The following is a 16,093-nucleotide window of genomic DNA, read 5'->3' on the forward strand; positions in this document are numbered from 1 at the left end:
ATTAACGGATAAAAGAAATGTCACAGTTACCTCAAGTTTGGAAACTTCTACAAAATTATGTGCGTGGTACAAGGTCAACAGATAGACCTACAACAAAGTATGCAGGTAATCACCCATTTTCACCTCTGGGAAAACACGCTCAAAAATTAAATAGAAATGTAACTTTTTCTCAAGTTAATTTACAGAAAGAGATTTTGTGTCAAAGATTACGAACAAGTTTGGAAACCTGGACAATAGAAGATAGTGATGGGGAATTTCAGACTAGCGATCGCCAACTCCATGAAGAAATATATGATTTACTAGGTGATAGTGCATTAACAATAGAAATAGTGGAAACAGTCATGGAATTGCTGATACTTGAAAAGCAATTACGACCAGTGCCGCTATTTGTGCGCCTAGAAGATTTTTATCAACGTTGGTGTCGGGGGCAATTTATTGATGCGCCACCAAACGAGAACTTACCTCAGAGAAAATTAATCGAAATCCTAGCACAAAATCAGGCAATTGGAATAAGACAGGTTGATATCTACGCCGGACTTAACGTCCTGATTTTACTCCTAGAATTACACCGCCATTCCCAAGAGCAAGAAGAACTCCGCCAACAAATCAACTTTTATCCCTCATCAGTACCAGATACAGATAGCTTTTTCACCTCCCAACTACTGCGGATAATTAATTATAGTGATGCTATTGAAATTGGCAACTTTAGTAACATAGTTGGCGAATTTCTCCGAGGTGGTAACTTTCGCGGCGCATACTTTGGCAATGCCAACCTTACAGGCGTTAACTTCAGTGGCGCGAACCTAAGCGGTGCATATCTTGGCGATGCCAACCTCACTGGCGCAAACTTTCAAAACGCCAACCTCACAGGTGCAAACCTGGGTGATGCCAACCTCAGCAGTGCCAACTTTACAGATGCTAACCTAAGCGGTGCAGACCTCAGCAGTGCCAACCTCACAGGCGCAACCCTCACCCGTGCCGAACTCAGCCGCGCCGACCTCAGCCGCGCCGACCTCCGAGAAACCGAACTCAGCCGCGCCAACCTTAGCAACGCCATCCTCTTTGGTGCAAACCTCAGCGATGCCATCCTTAACCATGTTGACCTCAGCCGCGCCGACCTCTGCCGTGCTGACTTGAGTGGTGCAGACCTCAGCCACGCCACCCTCAACGGTACAAACCTCAGCGATACCATTCTTTTCAGTACCAACCTCAGCCACGCCAGCCTCATCGCCGCAGACCTAAGTTATGGCAAACTCAACGGTGCGAAACTCAACAATGCCAAACTCAACGGTGCGATGTTCTTAGGTGCAGACCTCAGTGGCGTAGACCTAACTGGCGTAGTCCTCAACGATGCCGACTTGAGTGGCGGTATTCTCAGCGAAGCCGACCTCACCGACGCAGACCTCACTGATGCCGTCCTCTTGGGTACAGACTTCAGTTTCGCCAACCTCAACAACGCTAACCTTAGTGGTAGTAACCTGAGTGGCGCAATTTTAAACGGTGCTGACCTCACTAGCGCCAACCTCAGCGATGCCATCCTTGATGATACCGACTTGAGTGAAGCCAACCTAGAAGAAATGACTTGGGGAGAACAACAGCAATGGGAAGGCGTGCGCGGTTTAGATACAGCAGTGAATATACCAGAGGCATTACGTGAACAGTTGGGGATGGAGTGAGGGCAGTTGACAGTTGACAGGTTTTTCCACTCCCCACTCAGCACTCAGCACTTTAAAATGCTACACTAAACCCGAATTAATGGTAATTACACTGGTGTGAGTAGATGGGCAAGCGCTTATCACAAGTTTGGCAACAATTTCGGCAATCATTTTCAGTATCAGAGACTTTCAATACAAGTATTGACACAGGTAAAGCAGTTTTAGAAGCAGCCAAAACCCTTAAAGAACAGAGTGCTAGTCTAGAAATTCTCAAACCAGTTCTACAAAACTCATCTTCCTTATTAGATGTGTTGTGTTCACCGATGGCGCAGGTAGTAGGTGCAGGGTTGCCATTTGTACCAATTGGCATTGCTTTGTTAAAATTTGCCCGTGAAGTAAGCAAGCAAGACCCATCTTTAGAAGACTGTGTTTTCATAGTCAGTCAAGCAGCATATTTGGAAAGTACCAAAGAAATTTTGAGACTTTATCCTCATGTTAATTGGGATGCACAGCCGGATACTATTGAAGCGGTAACAAAACAACTACAAAAACTTGATGATGTTGAATTAGATTATCAAAGTGCAAGTCAAGTAATCACCTGCTTCCATAAATCTAAATTAGCAGATATTTTCAACCAAGTTTTATTAAGCAGATTAGCAGCAGCAAAGATTTCTTCAGAATTTGCCCAACTCGTAACGCAGCGTATAGCTTGGAACACTCACCGCTACATTCTTCAAGCCTGGATAGAAGCTGGTGATGTCGTCAAAAATATCATACAACCTTCCTTGGGCGACTGGCACAGAGAACAGCAAAAGTTTCAGAGTATTGATGATTATTTAGAAAAGCATATTGCTAAGAAACCTTTTGAATCTGTTTTTGATGAGAAATTTGCCTTTAAAGATATTTATGTACCCATCAAAGCCAAACTTGTAGATACCAATGGCAAGATAGATGACGAAAAAGATTCATTTAATTTAGACACTTGGGCAAAAAAAATTCTGTTAAATGCGGATAACTTGGAACAAGTGATGTTCATCCAAGGAGGCCCAGGACGAGGTAAAAGTGTCTTCTGTAGAATGTTTGCTTATGCAGTGTGGCGACAGTTATACCCACTTTGGACACCGATTTTAATTAGGCTCAGAGATATCGATACTTTTGAATCGCGGTTAGAAAATACCATCAAAGCAGAATTAAAATATAACTTCATTCAAGGTGATGCAAGCTGGTTAACTAATCCCAATACGCGGTTTTTATTTATCCTTGATGGTTTTGATGAACTGCATATTGAAACAAGACATAACCTTAAGTTGGGAGACTTCATTAAACAAGTAGCAGGATTTCAAAAAGAGTGTAAAGACTACGGTGAAATGGGGCATCGAGTCATCATTACTGGTAGGTCGATGGCTTTACAAGGTATCCCTGACTTACCCCGGAATTTGGAACGGGTGGAGATTGTGGAAATGGATAGACAACTCCAACAGCAATGGTTAAATAAATGGGAAACTGTACAAATACATAAAGGTAAAACCGCAGCATTTGAGCAGTTTTTGCAAAGTGATAAATGTCCTCATGAAGTTAAGAAATTAGCTCAAGAACCGCTACTGCTTTACTTATTAGCGGCAATGTATCGAGATTGGAAGTTAGATATTCATAAGTTAGAGCAAGCAAGTGATCATCGCACCGCTAAAATTATCATTTACCAAGAAGCTGTAAATTGGGTACTGACTAAACAGCGTTCAGAACGAGATGGTACAGATTTAAACATTGGTTTAACTAAACAAAAGCCGGAAGATTTAAAACGCATTCTTACAGAAGCGGCTGTTTGTGTTGTCCAGTCTGGTGGTGAGTTTGCTTCGATGTCAATGTTAGAAACACGTTTACAAGATGATGAAACAGCCAAGGCGTTAATTGAAAAAGCCAAAGAGAAATTAGGTGATGAAGCACTTAAAACAGCCTTGGCAGCATTTTATATTCGTCCTGCGGAAAAACAAGAAGGCGGGGTTGAGTTCTTTCATAAAAGTTTTGGGGAGTTTCTCTTTGCTGAACGCCTCAAAGCACGGCTGAAAGCGTGGACGCAATATTATGATGCGGATGATGGGAGACAGCCGATTATTTCTGAAGTCTCAATGAATTGGGAAATATATGATTTACTTGGTTATGGTGGGTTAACATGGGAAATTGTAGATTATTTGATGGGGTTGTTAACAGAAAATCAAGATTTTCCTTGGGTGGAATTATTTAAACGGTTAGACAAGTTTTACAGCAAATGGTGTCAAGGGAAATTCATTGATACGGCTGAGGAGACTTTACCCCAGAAGAAGTTGCGACAGTTACAAAGGTATGGAATTACAGGGTTAGGTCAGCGTCAGGTTGATGTTTATGCAGGGTTGAATGTGATGATTCTGCTTTTGGAGTTACACCGTTATGCCCAAGAGCGAGATGATATTAAAGAAGAAATTGTCTTTTATCCATCTGGTAAACCAGAAGAAAATTTTAGAACAACTCAATTGCTTCGCATCATCAACTACAGTGAGGGCTTAGAGTTAGGGAATTTTATTAAAATAGTTGGGCAATTTCTCAGTGGCGCAGACCTCAGTGGCGCAGACCTCAGTGGCGCAGACCTCAGTGGCGCAGACCTCAGTGGCGCAAGCCTCAGTGGCGTAGACCTCAGTGGCGCAGACCTCAGCGACACATCCCTCAGTCACGCAGACCTCAATGGTGCAGACTTCAGCCGCGCAGACCTCAGTCACGTAAGCCTCTATGGCGCAGACCTCAGTCACGCAGACCTCACTTACGCAGACCTCTATGGCGCAGACCTCAGCGACACATACCTCACTGACGCAGACCTCAGTCGCGTAGACCTCAGTCACGCAGGCCTCTATGGCGCAGACCTCAGTGGCACAGACCTTGGAGAATGTGCGAGGACAAAATACAGCAATTAATGTGTCAGAAGCGTTAAAGCAACAGCTTAATTCGTAATTCGTAATTGAGAAAGAATGGTAGGTTGGGTAGAACGACAGCAAAACCTAAAAATTTAACTCGTCTACGAGGCTCAAAGACTCATCGGCGAGTGTCTGATACTCGTTCACGAGAATAAAAGACTCATCAGCGAGTGTCTGATACTCGTTCACGAGAATAAAAGACTCATCGGCGAGTTTCTAATACTCGCGCACGAGAATAAAAGACTCATCGACGAGTGTCTGATACTCATTCACGAGAATAAAAGACTCATCGACGAGTTTCTGACACTATTTCTTCCAATCTTGGTACTCGATGACCACGCCAACACAATACAGCCCAAGCATAAGCTTTTTGTAGCATCAACTGATCAGCAGCAGAACGTAAATTATCGAGTTCCTGACGTTCCTGTGGGGTAATTGATGCTAATTGATTCTTTTCTAATAATGAAATATGGCGTTGTTGCTGAACTAAAGGAACTTGAGCATGAGCAATTTTTAGCAGTTCATCCATTGGTAGCCTTTGCATTTCCAGTAACGATGCTTGTATCTGGGCTGGTGCATTGTCAGCAGATGGTGGTAAATTGCTCATAATGCTTTGTGCTGCGATCGCCTCTAAAGATTGATTAGTCAACTCAGCAATTCGCGCCAGTTCTTGAAATATTGGTTCTGGTAATTCCACCGTTACTCTGCATGTACCCATCTTTGACCTGATTCAGCACTGGTTAATCTGATATTTTCTCTTTCCTGACTTTAGCGTAATCACTCTGAGAACCCATACAAGCGTTATAGATTTCCCAATAGAACTTTTCCATCCAGACTCAACCCATTAGGCACTTTTCCGCCAAATTGAGGCTATCAACGAGCCTGTAAGATTGTGACAGACGCTAAATATAGCTCCTGGTATCGCTGCTACTGGGTCAAAATGAGCGATCGCTAATGCTACAGCTAAACCAGAATTTTGCATTCCCACCTCTATGGAAATTGTACGGCAAACAGGTGTTGATTGACCTGTCATCGCTGCACCCAGATAACCCAAAATTAAACCCAAAACATTATGAAAAATTACCGCGACTATAACTATTGGCATAATAAATAAGCGATCGCGATTTAAGCCCACAACTGTAGCAATAATCCACACAATTGCGAACATAGACACTAGCGGTAAAACTCCTTCCATGACCAATTTATTAGGAGTCCAAAAACACCGCATCCCGATACCTACTAATACAGGTAATAGTACAAATTGCACCGTAGTCATAATTAAAGATAGCGGCTGTATTTCCACCCAGTTGGAACTGAGAAACCAAATCCAAAGCGGTGTCATAATTGGGCTAATTAGTGTAGAAGCAGTAGTTAAAGCTACAGATAGGGGTACATCACCACGAGCCAAAAAAGTCACCACTTCCGAAGCAGTACCCCCAGGACTTGCACCTACAAGAATTACTCCCAATGCCAACATCGGTGGTAATTTTAAAACTGTTGCGGCTAACCATCCTAAGAGCGGCATGATAGTAAACTGTAGCACCACTCCCAAAATTAAAGCTTTACCAGCATATCGTAAGCCTTTTAGTTGCTCAAGAGTGATGGTTAAACCCATGCCTAACATCACCACTCCCAAGGCTATGGAAATATTACTACTCCCACTGGCGGCAATTTTTGGGAAAAAATAACCATATGTAGCGCCAATTAATACCCAAACAAAAAATAAATCTTGGCTGACTTTGATGAGACGATTAATTTGAGAAGACATTTACTATATCTGAACTGGTCACAACTTTTGCAGGCTGGAAAATCTCCCATTTGCGAACGATTAAATCATACCAAGTTCCCATCTTCCGTTTTTAATTACCGCAAAAATAACTCCTTAATCCCTGTTGTCCCAATCTCCACCGCCAGCGCCGCCAACAGAAACCCTAAAAGCTGTGTGACAATTACAGCACCCTCAACACCAATAAACTTGTCTATTTGATTTGCTAAACGCAAAATCAACCAAGAAATCAACATCGCTCCCACAATCCCCAATACTACTTCTAAATGAGGATTCTGAGTTTTCGACATAAATAACATTACCGTCGTTAATGTACCCGGCCCCGCTAACAAAGGCAAAGCCAAAGGCGTAATAGCCACATCCCTTCCTTCTTCCGTAATTGGTGTGTCCAACTCTCCCCGAAGCATTTGCAGTGCAATTAATAGCAACAACAGCCCCCCAGCTACCCGCAAAGAAGCCATGCTAATTTCTAAATAAGCCAAAATATATTGACCACCAAAGGCGAATAGTAATAAAACTGCGATCGCCACAATACTCGCTTTATCGATTATTTTATTTCTATCCTCCGGCATCATGCCTTTAGTTAAAGCCAAAACCACCGGAATATTACCTATCGCATCTGCCAACACAAACACAGCCAAAAAAGTCTGAACCAGAATAGAGGTATCCACAGCCACGCCAATTTATCAAAGTTTGATAACAACTTACCGTGATTAGGTTAAGTTTGCTATCTCCCATAGGATGATGGAAGTAGTCATTAGTCATTAGTCCATAGTCAACAGTCCATAGTCCATAGTCAGAAGGCAAAATTTCTTAATTTTGAATTTTGAATTTTGAATTTTGAATTTTGAATTAATTACTCCCTACTCCCATCTCCTAAACTAACGGTATATTTAAGTATCTATCTCACACAACTCAACTGTTTTTATTAAGTCTATGAAGCCTTATTTAGCTGCTGCTATTCAAATGACCAGTGTGCCTGATTTACACAAGAATTTGGCACAAGCTGAAGAATTAATTGATCTGGCCGTGCGTCGAGGTGCTGAGTTAGTAGGTTTGCCAGAAAACTTTTCTTTTATGGGTGAAGAACAAGACAAACTGGCTCAAGCTGAAGTAATTGCGCGTGAGAGTGAAATTTTTGTTAAAACAATGGCGCAGCGCTACCAAGTCACTCTTTTGGGTGGTAGTTTCCCTGTGCCAGTTGGTGATACAGGTAGAGTCTATAACACCACTGTCCTTGTCAGTCCCAATGGTGAAGAACTAGCCCGTTACAATAAAGTACATCTTTTCGATGTCAACGTTCCTGATGGTAATACCTACAGGGAATCTAGCACTGTTGTTGCCGGACAGGAACTACCCCCAGTGCATTTCTCGGAATATTTAGGAAATATTGGCGTTTCTATTTGCTACGATGTCCGCTTCCCCGAACTCTACCGCCATCTCTCAGATAAGGGAACAGATATAATATTTATCCCGGCTGCTTTTACTGCTTTTACAGGCAAAGACCACTGGCAAGTATTACTACAAGCAAGAGCGATTGAAAATACTGCCTACGTAATTGCCCCAGCACAAACTGGTAATAATTATGGTCGCCGCCTTACCCACGGACACGCCGTAATTATCGACCCTTGGGGAACTATTTTAGATGATGCAGGTGACAAACCAGGAATTGCGATCGCAGAAATCAACCCATCCCGTTTAGAACAAGTCCGCCGACAAATGCCTTCCTTGCAACACCGTGTCTTTAGTTAAGTTTAGGGGATATTAATCAGTTGTCAGTTATCAGATTATTTCAACTGTCAACTGACACACCTACTCCCCAGCTTGGTTACTAGGTTTTTGCGGTGTAATGCCATGCAGCTTGATGAAACTATCGAAAGAGTACCAAGCTAGAACGTACCAGGGAATAATTTCAAATTGCAAGCCTTTAATAATTAGCTGTCTCACAGCCAGAATGCTTAATCCCAGAGGGAAAAGGAAACGAATATCAACTACGCCATCGGTTGCTTGTCTGACTCGTTTGTTCAAATCTACGACAGCACTTGATACAGTTGTAGCTGCTTCAGTTCCACCTTCTGTAATCTCGCCAAATATAATCCCTAAATCTTTCAGCGTTGCTAATACGTCCTCTAAATCGCCGTTTTTACCACCGTATTTAATGACAATACTGCCATGATCAACATTAGTTCGTACATCGTCAACATGAGGTTGTGCATTTAAGGTATCAGCAATATGTTCCATCGTCTCTTGTTGACGATGAGAGTGAGCAATTCTCAACCTTAATCTTCCTGGAGTATCACTAACAACTTTTGTAGATATAGGAGAGGAAGGCGTATAGAGGTTTATTTTATTTTGAATTTTTGGCATTGTCGTCAGATTACCATGACTATTTGTCAACATGAAACCACCCTCCAAACTGATACTTTAGGTTTATTTTTTAGTGTTTAAATAGCTAATTACTTAAATATAAATAGACTAATAAGTAAGTGGACACAATTATTTAGAAGACGCATTTCGACTACGCTCAATGCTCGCTAACCTTATTAGAAGAGGGTTGAGCGCAGTCGAAACCCGGCGGTCTTAAGTTAGCCGATGGTTTATTTCTTAAAATCTTCTTGAGATGGGTTACTCGCCCATCTCAAATAATCGGCAATAGGATGATACTTAATTTTTGAACTTACATACTTTTTCTGTTGTGGTGGGCAATGCCCACCCTACTACAAATACGTATGCTTGAACAAAAAACAAGTCAGCTTCTTATGGATAGCTGAACTACACACCATTGTCAGACGAGCTATCAATAGGTGTGCTAGCAGCTTCAAATGCAGGGGTTTCTTGTGATTCCGCTAGTTCAGCCTTCGCTTCAGCAACGATATCTTCCCAGGTTTCACCCAATTCTGCAAAAGCACCTTTGCTCTTTTCATAAGCAACAAGACCGCCTTTGATGATTGACTTGGCAATGGGTTTACCAATACCAGCGACAACTGGGATGAGAACGGGAGCTAATAGCACTGCACCAATACCTGCAATTAGTCCAGGTGCGCCTGCTTCTTCAACGAAATCAGTAATTTTAGGCATGATTAATTCCTCCAGTAAGTTGTTTGAAAAATTGTATGAAAGCTTTCAAGACTAGTCCTGCTAGATTATTTATCTCATCTTCCTGCTGGTAGAGCTTTTTTTGGGGAATGTTTAAGCATTGGACGTAAACCGTTAACTCCTGCAACTATGGTGGAGCCATTATTGACTACCGTTGCTGCTAGTGGGTTTAGACCAAACAATACCGCAACTACCAATGCTCCTATGTTAGGAATAGCGATAATTCCAGTGTTTTGGCGAATCAAACTCTTGGCTTGACGGGCGATCGCAATTGCTTCTAAGATGCCGTGTAAGTCGTTCTCCATTAGCACCACATCGGCTGTTTCACGGGCGATTTCCGAACCGTGGGCAAAGGATACAGAAACATCAGCGTAAGCTAAAGCTGGCGAATCGTTAATCCCATCCCCAACAAATGCAACTGTCTTGCCTTGCTCGTGCAGTCCACGGACTACCGTTGCTTTTTGTTCTGGAAAAGCTTCTGCATGGGTATTTGCGGGTGCAATTCCCAGTTCGGCAGCTACAGCTGTGGCTGTGCGCTTGTTATCGCCGGTGAGCATATGGACTTCTACACCTTCTACCGTCATCAACCGAGAAATGACTTCTTTGGTTTCAGGACGGAGAATATCACTATATCTTATTTTACCTTGGAGTTGCCCGTTAATGGCGACATAAATCACAGAGGTAGCTTTAGCACCACTGCCGTTGAGGACTTCCATATCTACGCCTTCGTGACGTAGGAAGCGCTCACTACCGACGTAAATAGTATCGCCATCAATTTCAGCTTTCACCCCTAAACCAAGCTTATAATCCCATTTGCTGCGGCTGGGGATCGCTACTTGTTGGGACTCTGCATAACGTACTATCGCTTCTGCAACTGGGTGGGTAAGACGTTGTTCGGCGGCGGCGGCAATTGCTAATATGCGATCGCTAGAAATTTCGCTATTGTAACTATCAACGCCAATGACTGCCACTTCCCCTTGGGTGAGTGTACCTGTTTTATCAAAGACGATGGTATCAATTTCGGCTAATTTTTCTAGGGCGCGACCGCTACGAATGAGAATACCTTGTCTTGCCGCATGGGATAAAGCGGCGAGAACTGTCGTGGGAATAGATACGCGAATCCCTGTACATAAGTCAAGGGTGAGAATGCTGGCAACCCTAATGGGATTACGGGTTATGGCGAATACTGCTGCACCTAGTAACAAGGTGGGAATAACAGCGATTTCCGCAATCTTGTTAGCGTGGTTTTCCATGCGAGTATCATGGACGGGTGCTTCTTCCATCAGCTTAATACTTTGTCCGGCACGAGTATCACTACCGAGGCGTTCCGCTAAAATATATACTTGTCCTTCCCGTACCAAAGTCGAGGCAAATACAGATTGTCCTTGCTTCTTCAAAATGGGTACAGATTCCCCAGTCAGCTTTTGTTCATCAACTAAAGCCTTACCTTGAAGGATGATTCCATCCACAGGTATTTGTTCTCCAGGATAAACAATCACGGTATCGCCGGGAAGCACTTGTTGGATGGGAATTTGCACCTTCTCACCGTTGCGTTCTACCCAAGCAAACTGTCCTAAAGAACCCAGCAGATCCAATGCTTGCGTTTTGGAAGAACGAGCAGTGCGATCGCGGATATTTTCGCCAATCTCGATTAAACTCAACATCAGTGCTGGTGTGAGGAATTGTCCTTGCACTGTGGTAATAGCGATCGCAATAAAGTCTAAGAAGTCGATACTTAACTTGCGCTCTTTGACAATACCTTCTACCGCTCTTTTAAATACAGGTAAGGTTGCCAGTGCAATAGTTCCAGCCGTCAAAACTGGGGGAACAGCTACTCCAAAAGGCCCACTCAGTACCGCTAAACCAGTAGCGAATATAGAAAGCTGCATACCCGGCCAAGGCTTTTCTTCGTCTTGTGGTGCTGCCTTTTTCGGATTCAGTAATACAACTCCAGTATCACTTGCAGCCATGAGCAAACAGCTAAGGCGCGATTTCATTTTCGCCTCAGTGACACCACTGGATTTGTAATTTACAACCAAAGATGCGGCGGCTGGCTTAATTTTGATACTTGTTACCAAGGGATCAGCTTCCAGCAAGGTTTGTAACCTTTGAGCGTAGTCTGCATCGTTGCGTAAAAGAGGTACACGCAACCGCAACCTACCACGAACTGCATGAACCACACTATAGACAACTTGTGGAACCTTCTTAGAAGATTTTACTTGAGCAGAAGTTAAAGCCACTCTGCCGTTTTGTCTTGCGGTTGTCTTTTGAGGTAGGGGAGTTATAGATAGTTCTCCACCCTTTTCCTCTAAGGTTACATAAGACTCTTGAATAGAAGGTGATGCTAGTTGGACTGTCATTGCCATTACCTTAATCTTTGAATGTGGTGTGTATTTCAGTTGACAGTTGACCCTGAGCGTAGCCGAAGGGTCAGGTTATTCCACTGATAACTGAGAACGCAGACTTGCTTGGTTTTATTTGTTGCTGGATATATTGGCTGTGATCCCGGCAGATTCAATCAGACTAGAAAAGTAAGCTACTGCAACTGCAAAAATGCTTTGCAGAGGCTGTTGCGGCGGCCTTCGCACTTTTCCTGGTTGATAGGTGATAATCACAGAAGCCGCATGTCGATTGATGCGTTTACTGATTACCACTGGATCTGATTGGAGTAGCGCTTCTAAGCGTTGGATGTATGCTGGATCTGTGGCAATTTGCGGGACATGAAACCGTACTCGTCCAGGGATTGAGTGAACGACACTATAGGCTACTTTTTCAGGTTGCTCAGTTGTTCTTGAATTAGTGACAGACTGAGGCGGAGAGGGTGATATTGTCGGCTCTTTGGTTGGTGGTACAGTTACTTCTGTATCCTTAGTGGTTTCAGCAGCCTGAAATAGACTAGCTAAATGCTCACGCATCTCCATATCGGACATTAATCCAGACTCGTAAGCAATTACCAAAGACCCGGTATCCTCATTAATTTCCTGATATCTAATCCCACTTTGCGCTTCTAGCAACCTTAGTAGGTTTTGGCGATATTTTGGATCTGCGCTCATCCGAGGAATGCAATATGCAATTTGCCCAGGTAGCGCATAGGTCACGCTATAAAATGTTTTTTGTGAATTTGTGCAACTTTGTTGCGACGGTCGCGGGACAGCATCTGATGATGATGATGCAGAATCCTCCATTTTGATTCCTCCATTGTTCCTTGATTGGGAACGTTCTATAACGGCAAGTTAGCTATAAAGTTTAAAGAATAAGATAGTGCTGAAGGTTTCATGTCAGCCCATAAACTAGAAATATCTAGAGTTTGACCTTCAGTTGGGGAATTTATAGTTGTTGGTTCACTTGGAGTAGTTAGCTGACTAACTGTCTCTCGCTCCAAGGTAGTTGATGTGTTATTCAATTCTTTTATGGCGGCTGGCATTTGTTGTGGAACTTTTGTTATGGGGGTTGTCTGCAATGCTAATTCCATCAGACTTACCCAGTGAGATACAGCTACTTTATTTTTTTTATATGATATGGCTAATGACGCTGCATCACAATTTATGCGTACTTGGCTAACTAAAGCATCAGTTTTTAATAACTTTTCTAGACGCTTTGCATAAGCGCGATCGCTGGCTATTAAAGGTATGTGAAATCTGATTCTACCAGAAATTTCGTGAACAACACTATAAGCTACTTCCGCAGACTTAATTGTTGTCTTGGTAATTTTTTCTCCGGCGGCGGCTGGCTGACATTCCTCTGTTGTGACTACAGTTGTTGCAGACTCTTTGACTGCATCTTGTCCCGTTATTTGCGGTTCTAGATAGTCAATTACTCGCCGAGTCGCTTCTGCGGTAATCATGTATAGAGGAATTGCCGGGATACCACTCACTCCTAATCCTCCTGTCACCGCTAACCCTGTCATTAAGGGGATAAACGAGACAGTTTGCTCTTTCCAAAAATCAACGGATTTCCAAGGAGCAAAGGGATCTGATAAGGGTGAATCTTGCGCCGTTTGAATATTGAGTTGTCGTAATATCGCCAACATCTTTGGCAGTGGCAATTTATTTTCATCAAAGACAACTACCATGCTGCTTGTAGGCTCATTGGTAATAACTTCTCTGACACCTATATACTGCTTTAAGTGTTTGGCGATCGCTTTGACGTTGTAGCTCAAACTACCATCAGTCGCTTTAATTCGTATGCGTCCATTCGTTGCGTGTACAACCTGCATACCAGTAGCAGAGATTTGTAAGGGATATTCTCCCGGTCTACTGCTATTCGTATTCACTTTTAATTCATCGCTTTGACGCTGAGTTGAGGTTAAGTCAGAGGATAAAGTTAGATAGGGACTTGACCTTTCACGACTAGTAATAGTTTCTGCCATTTATCTCGATAGCTACACCCGGCTCTTAAGGTTAACAATAGGTTAAGTATACATTAAAATTTTTTGTTGGGTATGATTCTTAAAAAGAATTTTTTATTTTGTATTACCCGATACTAATTTTTGATATTCTTGCTCAGTAATCATCTCTAAGGTAGATTGTACTCGGTCAATAAAGATTACACCATCCAAATGATCAAATTCGTGTTGAAATATACGAGCAACAAAGTTTGTTAACTCTTGTTTTTGTAAATTTCCATAACGGTCAGTATATTCGACCTCGATAGCTTGATACCGAGGAACTAACCCTCTAATTCCCGGAACACTGAGACACCCTTCCCAATCTTTAACTACTTCACTCGAATGAGACACTATCTTAGGGTTGATCATAGCGGTAGGTTCCATTTGTGGCGCGTGAGGATACCTAGCATTAGGACGGGAAGCCACAATAAATAGACGGTAAGACTGTGCTACTTGGGGAGACGCAATTCCCACACCGTTAGCTTTAGCAACAGTGGTAATTAAGTCATCAATGAGTTCCTGTATAGCAGGATCATGAACATCATCTACCCAAGCTGCTTTTTGACGCAGTGTAGGATTGCCTATTTGAATGATGGGGCGTAATTCAGTATTCATAAGGTAGGGAGTGGGGAGTGGGGAGTAGGGTAGTTACCCTTACTCTAATGCTTTGAGATTAATTAAATAATAACAATTTGGTCATTAGTCAGTTGTCAGTTGTCAGTTGTTTTGTCTCCTTCATCCCCGTAATCTTCCTCATCTCCCACCCTGCGGGAAGCAAGCTACATCTCTCTCATCTCACCCACTCCCTCACTCCTCCCTCTGCACAGGTAAAGGCGCTGGCGTAACGGCTACCTGTGTTGTTTGCCCTTTGCGTTCTATTTGGACTTGTAAAGGTTTGCCGATTTGGCTATTTTCTACAAGTCTTTGTACTTCTTCGACTGTGGTGACAGATTGATTATTAATACTTTGAATCACATCTCCTGGTGTAATTCCGGCATTATCGGCGGGGGAGCCGCTAATGATTCTGACTATTAAGACACCTTTATCTGCGGTAATGTTAATGCGATCGCCAAATCTTTCATTAAGTTTTTGTTTAATGGCTGGTGTCAGGTTTGCCATCTGCACACCCAAATAAGGATGTTCTACTTTACCTTGAGTAATTAATTCTTGAGAAATCTTCTGTACGGTATTGATGGGAATGGCGAAACCCAAACCTTGAGCGCCTTGGATAATAGCTGTGTTCATCCCAATTACTTGACCACGCGCATTGAGCAAGGGACCGCCAGAGTTACCAGGGTTAATTGCTGCATCTGTTTGTAGATAGTCAACACGCTTATCACTAGCACCAATATCACTACTAGAACGACCCGTGGCGCTGATAATTCCCGATGTTACCGTATTATTCAACCCCAGAGGATTACCGATCGCAATTACTGCTTCACCTGGTTGTAAAGCTTCAGAGTTACCTAGAGGTACAGTTTGTAAGTTATTCGCATCTATTTTAATTACAGCTACGTCTGTTACTGGGTCTTCACCCAATACTTTACCGTCAAAAGTTCTACCATCCTTGAGGGTAACTGTAACTAAATCAGCACCATCAACTACGTGAGCATTAGTTAAAATTTGTCCAGAGGAACTAATCACAAATCCTGAACCGCTACCTCTTTCTACTCGCTGTCTCTGCTGTGATGGCGTTCTATCTCCAAAAAAGCGGCGGAAGAAGGGATCGCTAAATTCTTCTGGGACACGAGCTGTTACCGTCCTCGCAGAATCAATTCGCACTACTGCGCCTCCTACCTTCTGCACTACTGCTACGACAAAATTAGGGTCGTTGGTGGAGGAGAAAATCGCTGGAGGCGCGACGGCTGGAGTGTTGTCAGTAACTATTTGGGGTTGTGATTGATTTGTCTGCGACTGGGAACTTCTGGTAGGTAAAACAGAGCAACCGCCAATAGCTACCATTATCCCACCCAGTAGCATCAAGACTGCACCCCTGAATCCCACCTTATCAGGCAACCTCAAAGTATGAATATTTTTTAGTTCACTATTATATGTCTTCATGTGTCTTTACTTCTCCGTGTTGGTCTGTGAGTGCTAGGATCTTGCCTACCGGGTTTACCCCAACATGATTACAACTCAAAAGCTGGTTCCAGGTCTAGAGCGTCTGAATGCTAAATTGGTGCTTGCTTATATCTTCTATTGTGACGATTAGCAGCAAAGGTGGTAA

13 protein-coding genes are annotated in these 16,093 nt (G+C 43.0%); 3 read left to right on the forward strand and 10 right to left on the reverse strand.

Annotated features, from left to right (window positions below):
- Positions 1 to 17: 17 nt before the first annotated feature.
- Positions 18 to 1,676 (forward strand): pentapeptide repeat-containing protein, encoded by a 1,659-nt coding sequence (locus NSMS1_RS30775; protein ID WP_224089346.1) that lies wholly within the window; start codon positions 18 to 20, stop codon positions 1,674 to 1,676.
- A gap of 104 nt (positions 1,677 to 1,780) precedes the next feature.
- Complete coding sequence (locus tag NSMS1_RS30780) at positions 1,781 to 4,597, forward strand: pentapeptide repeat-containing protein (protein ID WP_224089350.1); 2,817 nt, start codon at positions 1,781 to 1,783, stop codon at positions 4,595 to 4,597.
- A 286-nt stretch (positions 4,598 to 4,883) separates the two neighbouring features.
- On the opposite strand, the gene NSMS1_RS30785 is transcribed toward NSMS1_RS30780, so the two are convergent.
- From NSMS1_RS30785 to NSMS1_RS30795, 3 genes are all read right to left on the reverse strand, one after another.
- Positions 4,884 to 5,315 carry a hypothetical protein gene (locus NSMS1_RS30785; RefSeq protein ID WP_224089366.1) on the reverse strand — a complete coding sequence of 144 codons (432 nt, stop codon included), beginning with the start codon at positions 5,313 to 5,315 and terminating at the stop codon, positions 4,884 to 4,886.
- Between the two features lie 126 nt (positions 5,316 to 5,441).
- Positions 5,442 to 6,365 (reverse strand): bile acid:sodium symporter family protein, encoded by a 924-nt coding sequence (locus NSMS1_RS30790; protein ID WP_224089368.1) that lies wholly within the window; start codon positions 6,363 to 6,365, stop codon positions 5,442 to 5,444.
- Positions 6,366 to 6,460: 95 nt separating this feature from the next.
- Complete coding sequence (locus NSMS1_RS30795; protein ID WP_224089371.1) at positions 6,461 to 7,054, reverse strand: MarC family protein; 594 nt, start codon at positions 7,052 to 7,054, stop codon at positions 6,461 to 6,463.
- Positions 7,055 to 7,319: 265 nt separating this feature from the next.
- On the opposite strand from NSMS1_RS30795, the gene NSMS1_RS30800 reads away from it, so the two are divergent.
- Positions 7,320 to 8,135, forward strand: a complete 816-nt coding sequence (locus NSMS1_RS30800) for a carbon-nitrogen hydrolase family protein (RefSeq protein ID WP_224089374.1) — start codon at positions 7,320 to 7,322, stop codon at positions 8,133 to 8,135.
- Between the two features lie 60 nt (positions 8,136 to 8,195).
- Here the strand turns inward: NSMS1_RS30800 and NSMS1_RS30805 are convergent, their stop codons facing one another.
- The 7 genes from NSMS1_RS30805 to NSMS1_RS30835 form a co-directional block, all read right to left on the reverse strand.
- Positions 8,196 to 8,783, reverse strand: a complete 588-nt coding sequence (locus NSMS1_RS30805) for an HMA2 domain-containing protein (RefSeq protein WP_224089376.1) — start codon at positions 8,781 to 8,783, stop codon at positions 8,196 to 8,198.
- Between the two features lie 372 nt (positions 8,784 to 9,155).
- On the reverse strand, positions 9,156 to 9,461 hold the full coding sequence (locus NSMS1_RS30810; RefSeq protein WP_224089379.1) for a DUF5132 domain-containing protein: 306 nt from the start codon (positions 9,459 to 9,461) through the stop codon (positions 9,156 to 9,158).
- Positions 9,462 to 9,535: 74 nt separating this feature from the next.
- A complete protein-coding gene (locus NSMS1_RS30815; protein ID WP_224089381.1) occupies positions 9,536 to 11,845 on the reverse strand; it encodes a heavy metal translocating P-type ATPase in 2,310 nt (769 codons plus the stop codon).
- Positions 11,846 to 11,953: 108 nt separating this feature from the next.
- Positions 11,954 to 12,664, reverse strand: a complete 711-nt coding sequence (locus NSMS1_RS30820) for a hypothetical protein (RefSeq protein ID WP_224089384.1) — start codon at positions 12,662 to 12,664, stop codon at positions 11,954 to 11,956.
- Positions 12,665 to 12,699: 35 nt separating this feature from the next.
- Entirely contained in the window at positions 12,700 to 13,848 is a 1,149-nt protein-coding gene (locus NSMS1_RS30825; protein ID WP_224089387.1) for an HMA2 domain-containing protein, read from the reverse strand.
- Between the two features lie 93 nt (positions 13,849 to 13,941).
- A complete protein-coding gene (def, locus tag NSMS1_RS30830) occupies positions 13,942 to 14,481 on the reverse strand; it encodes a peptide deformylase (RefSeq protein WP_224089390.1) in 540 nt (179 codons plus the stop codon).
- Positions 14,482 to 14,673: 192 nt separating this feature from the next.
- Positions 14,674 to 15,927, reverse strand: a complete 1,254-nt coding sequence (locus NSMS1_RS30835) for an HhoA/HhoB/HtrA family serine endopeptidase (protein WP_224089393.1) — start codon at positions 15,925 to 15,927, stop codon at positions 14,674 to 14,676.
- Positions 15,928 to 16,093 lie beyond the last annotated feature (166 nt).

This window comes from Nostoc sp. MS1 (genome assembly GCF_019976755.1).
Classification (GTDB): Bacteria; Cyanobacteriota; Cyanobacteriia; order Cyanobacteriales; family Nostocaceae; genus Trichormus.

What these genes read in the sequence shown, in the direction of transcription:
- NSMS1_RS30775 (WP_224089346.1), top strand. Translation starts at nt 18, where the DNA reads ATGTCACAGTTACCTCAAGTTTGGAAACTTCTACAAAATTATGTGCGT.
- NSMS1_RS30780 (WP_224089350.1), top strand. Translation starts at nt 1,781, where the DNA reads ATGGGCAAGCGCTTATCACAAGTTTGGCAACAATTTCGGCAATCATTT.
- NSMS1_RS30785 (WP_224089366.1), bottom strand. Translation starts at nt 5,315, where the DNA reads ATGGGTACATGCAGAGTAACGGTGGAATTACCAGAACCAATATTTCAA.
- NSMS1_RS30790 (WP_224089368.1), bottom strand. Translation starts at nt 6,365, where the DNA reads ATGTCTTCTCAAATTAATCGTCTCATCAAAGTCAGCCAAGATTTATTT.
- NSMS1_RS30800 (WP_224089374.1), top strand. Translation starts at nt 7,320, where the DNA reads ATGAAGCCTTATTTAGCTGCTGCTATTCAAATGACCAGTGTGCCTGAT.
- NSMS1_RS30805 (WP_224089376.1), bottom strand. Translation starts at nt 8,783, where the DNA reads ATGTTGACAAATAGTCATGGTAATCTGACGACAATGCCAAAAATTCAA.
- NSMS1_RS30810 (WP_224089379.1), bottom strand. Translation starts at nt 9,461, where the DNA reads ATGCCTAAAATTACTGATTTCGTTGAAGAAGCAGGCGCACCTGGACTA.
- NSMS1_RS30815 (WP_224089381.1), bottom strand. Translation starts at nt 11,845, where the DNA reads ATGGCAATGACAGTCCAACTAGCATCACCTTCTATTCAAGAGTCTTAT.
- NSMS1_RS30820 (WP_224089384.1), bottom strand. Translation starts at nt 12,664, where the DNA reads ATGGAGGATTCTGCATCATCATCATCAGATGCTGTCCCGCGACCGTCG.
- NSMS1_RS30825 (WP_224089387.1), bottom strand. Translation starts at nt 13,848, where the DNA reads ATGGCAGAAACTATTACTAGTCGTGAAAGGTCAAGTCCCTATCTAACT.
- def (WP_224089390.1), bottom strand. Translation starts at nt 14,481, where the DNA reads ATGAATACTGAATTACGCCCCATCATTCAAATAGGCAATCCTACACTG.
- NSMS1_RS30835 (WP_224089393.1), bottom strand. Translation starts at nt 15,927, where the DNA reads ATGAAGACATATAATAGTGAACTAAAAAATATTCATACTTTGAGGTTG.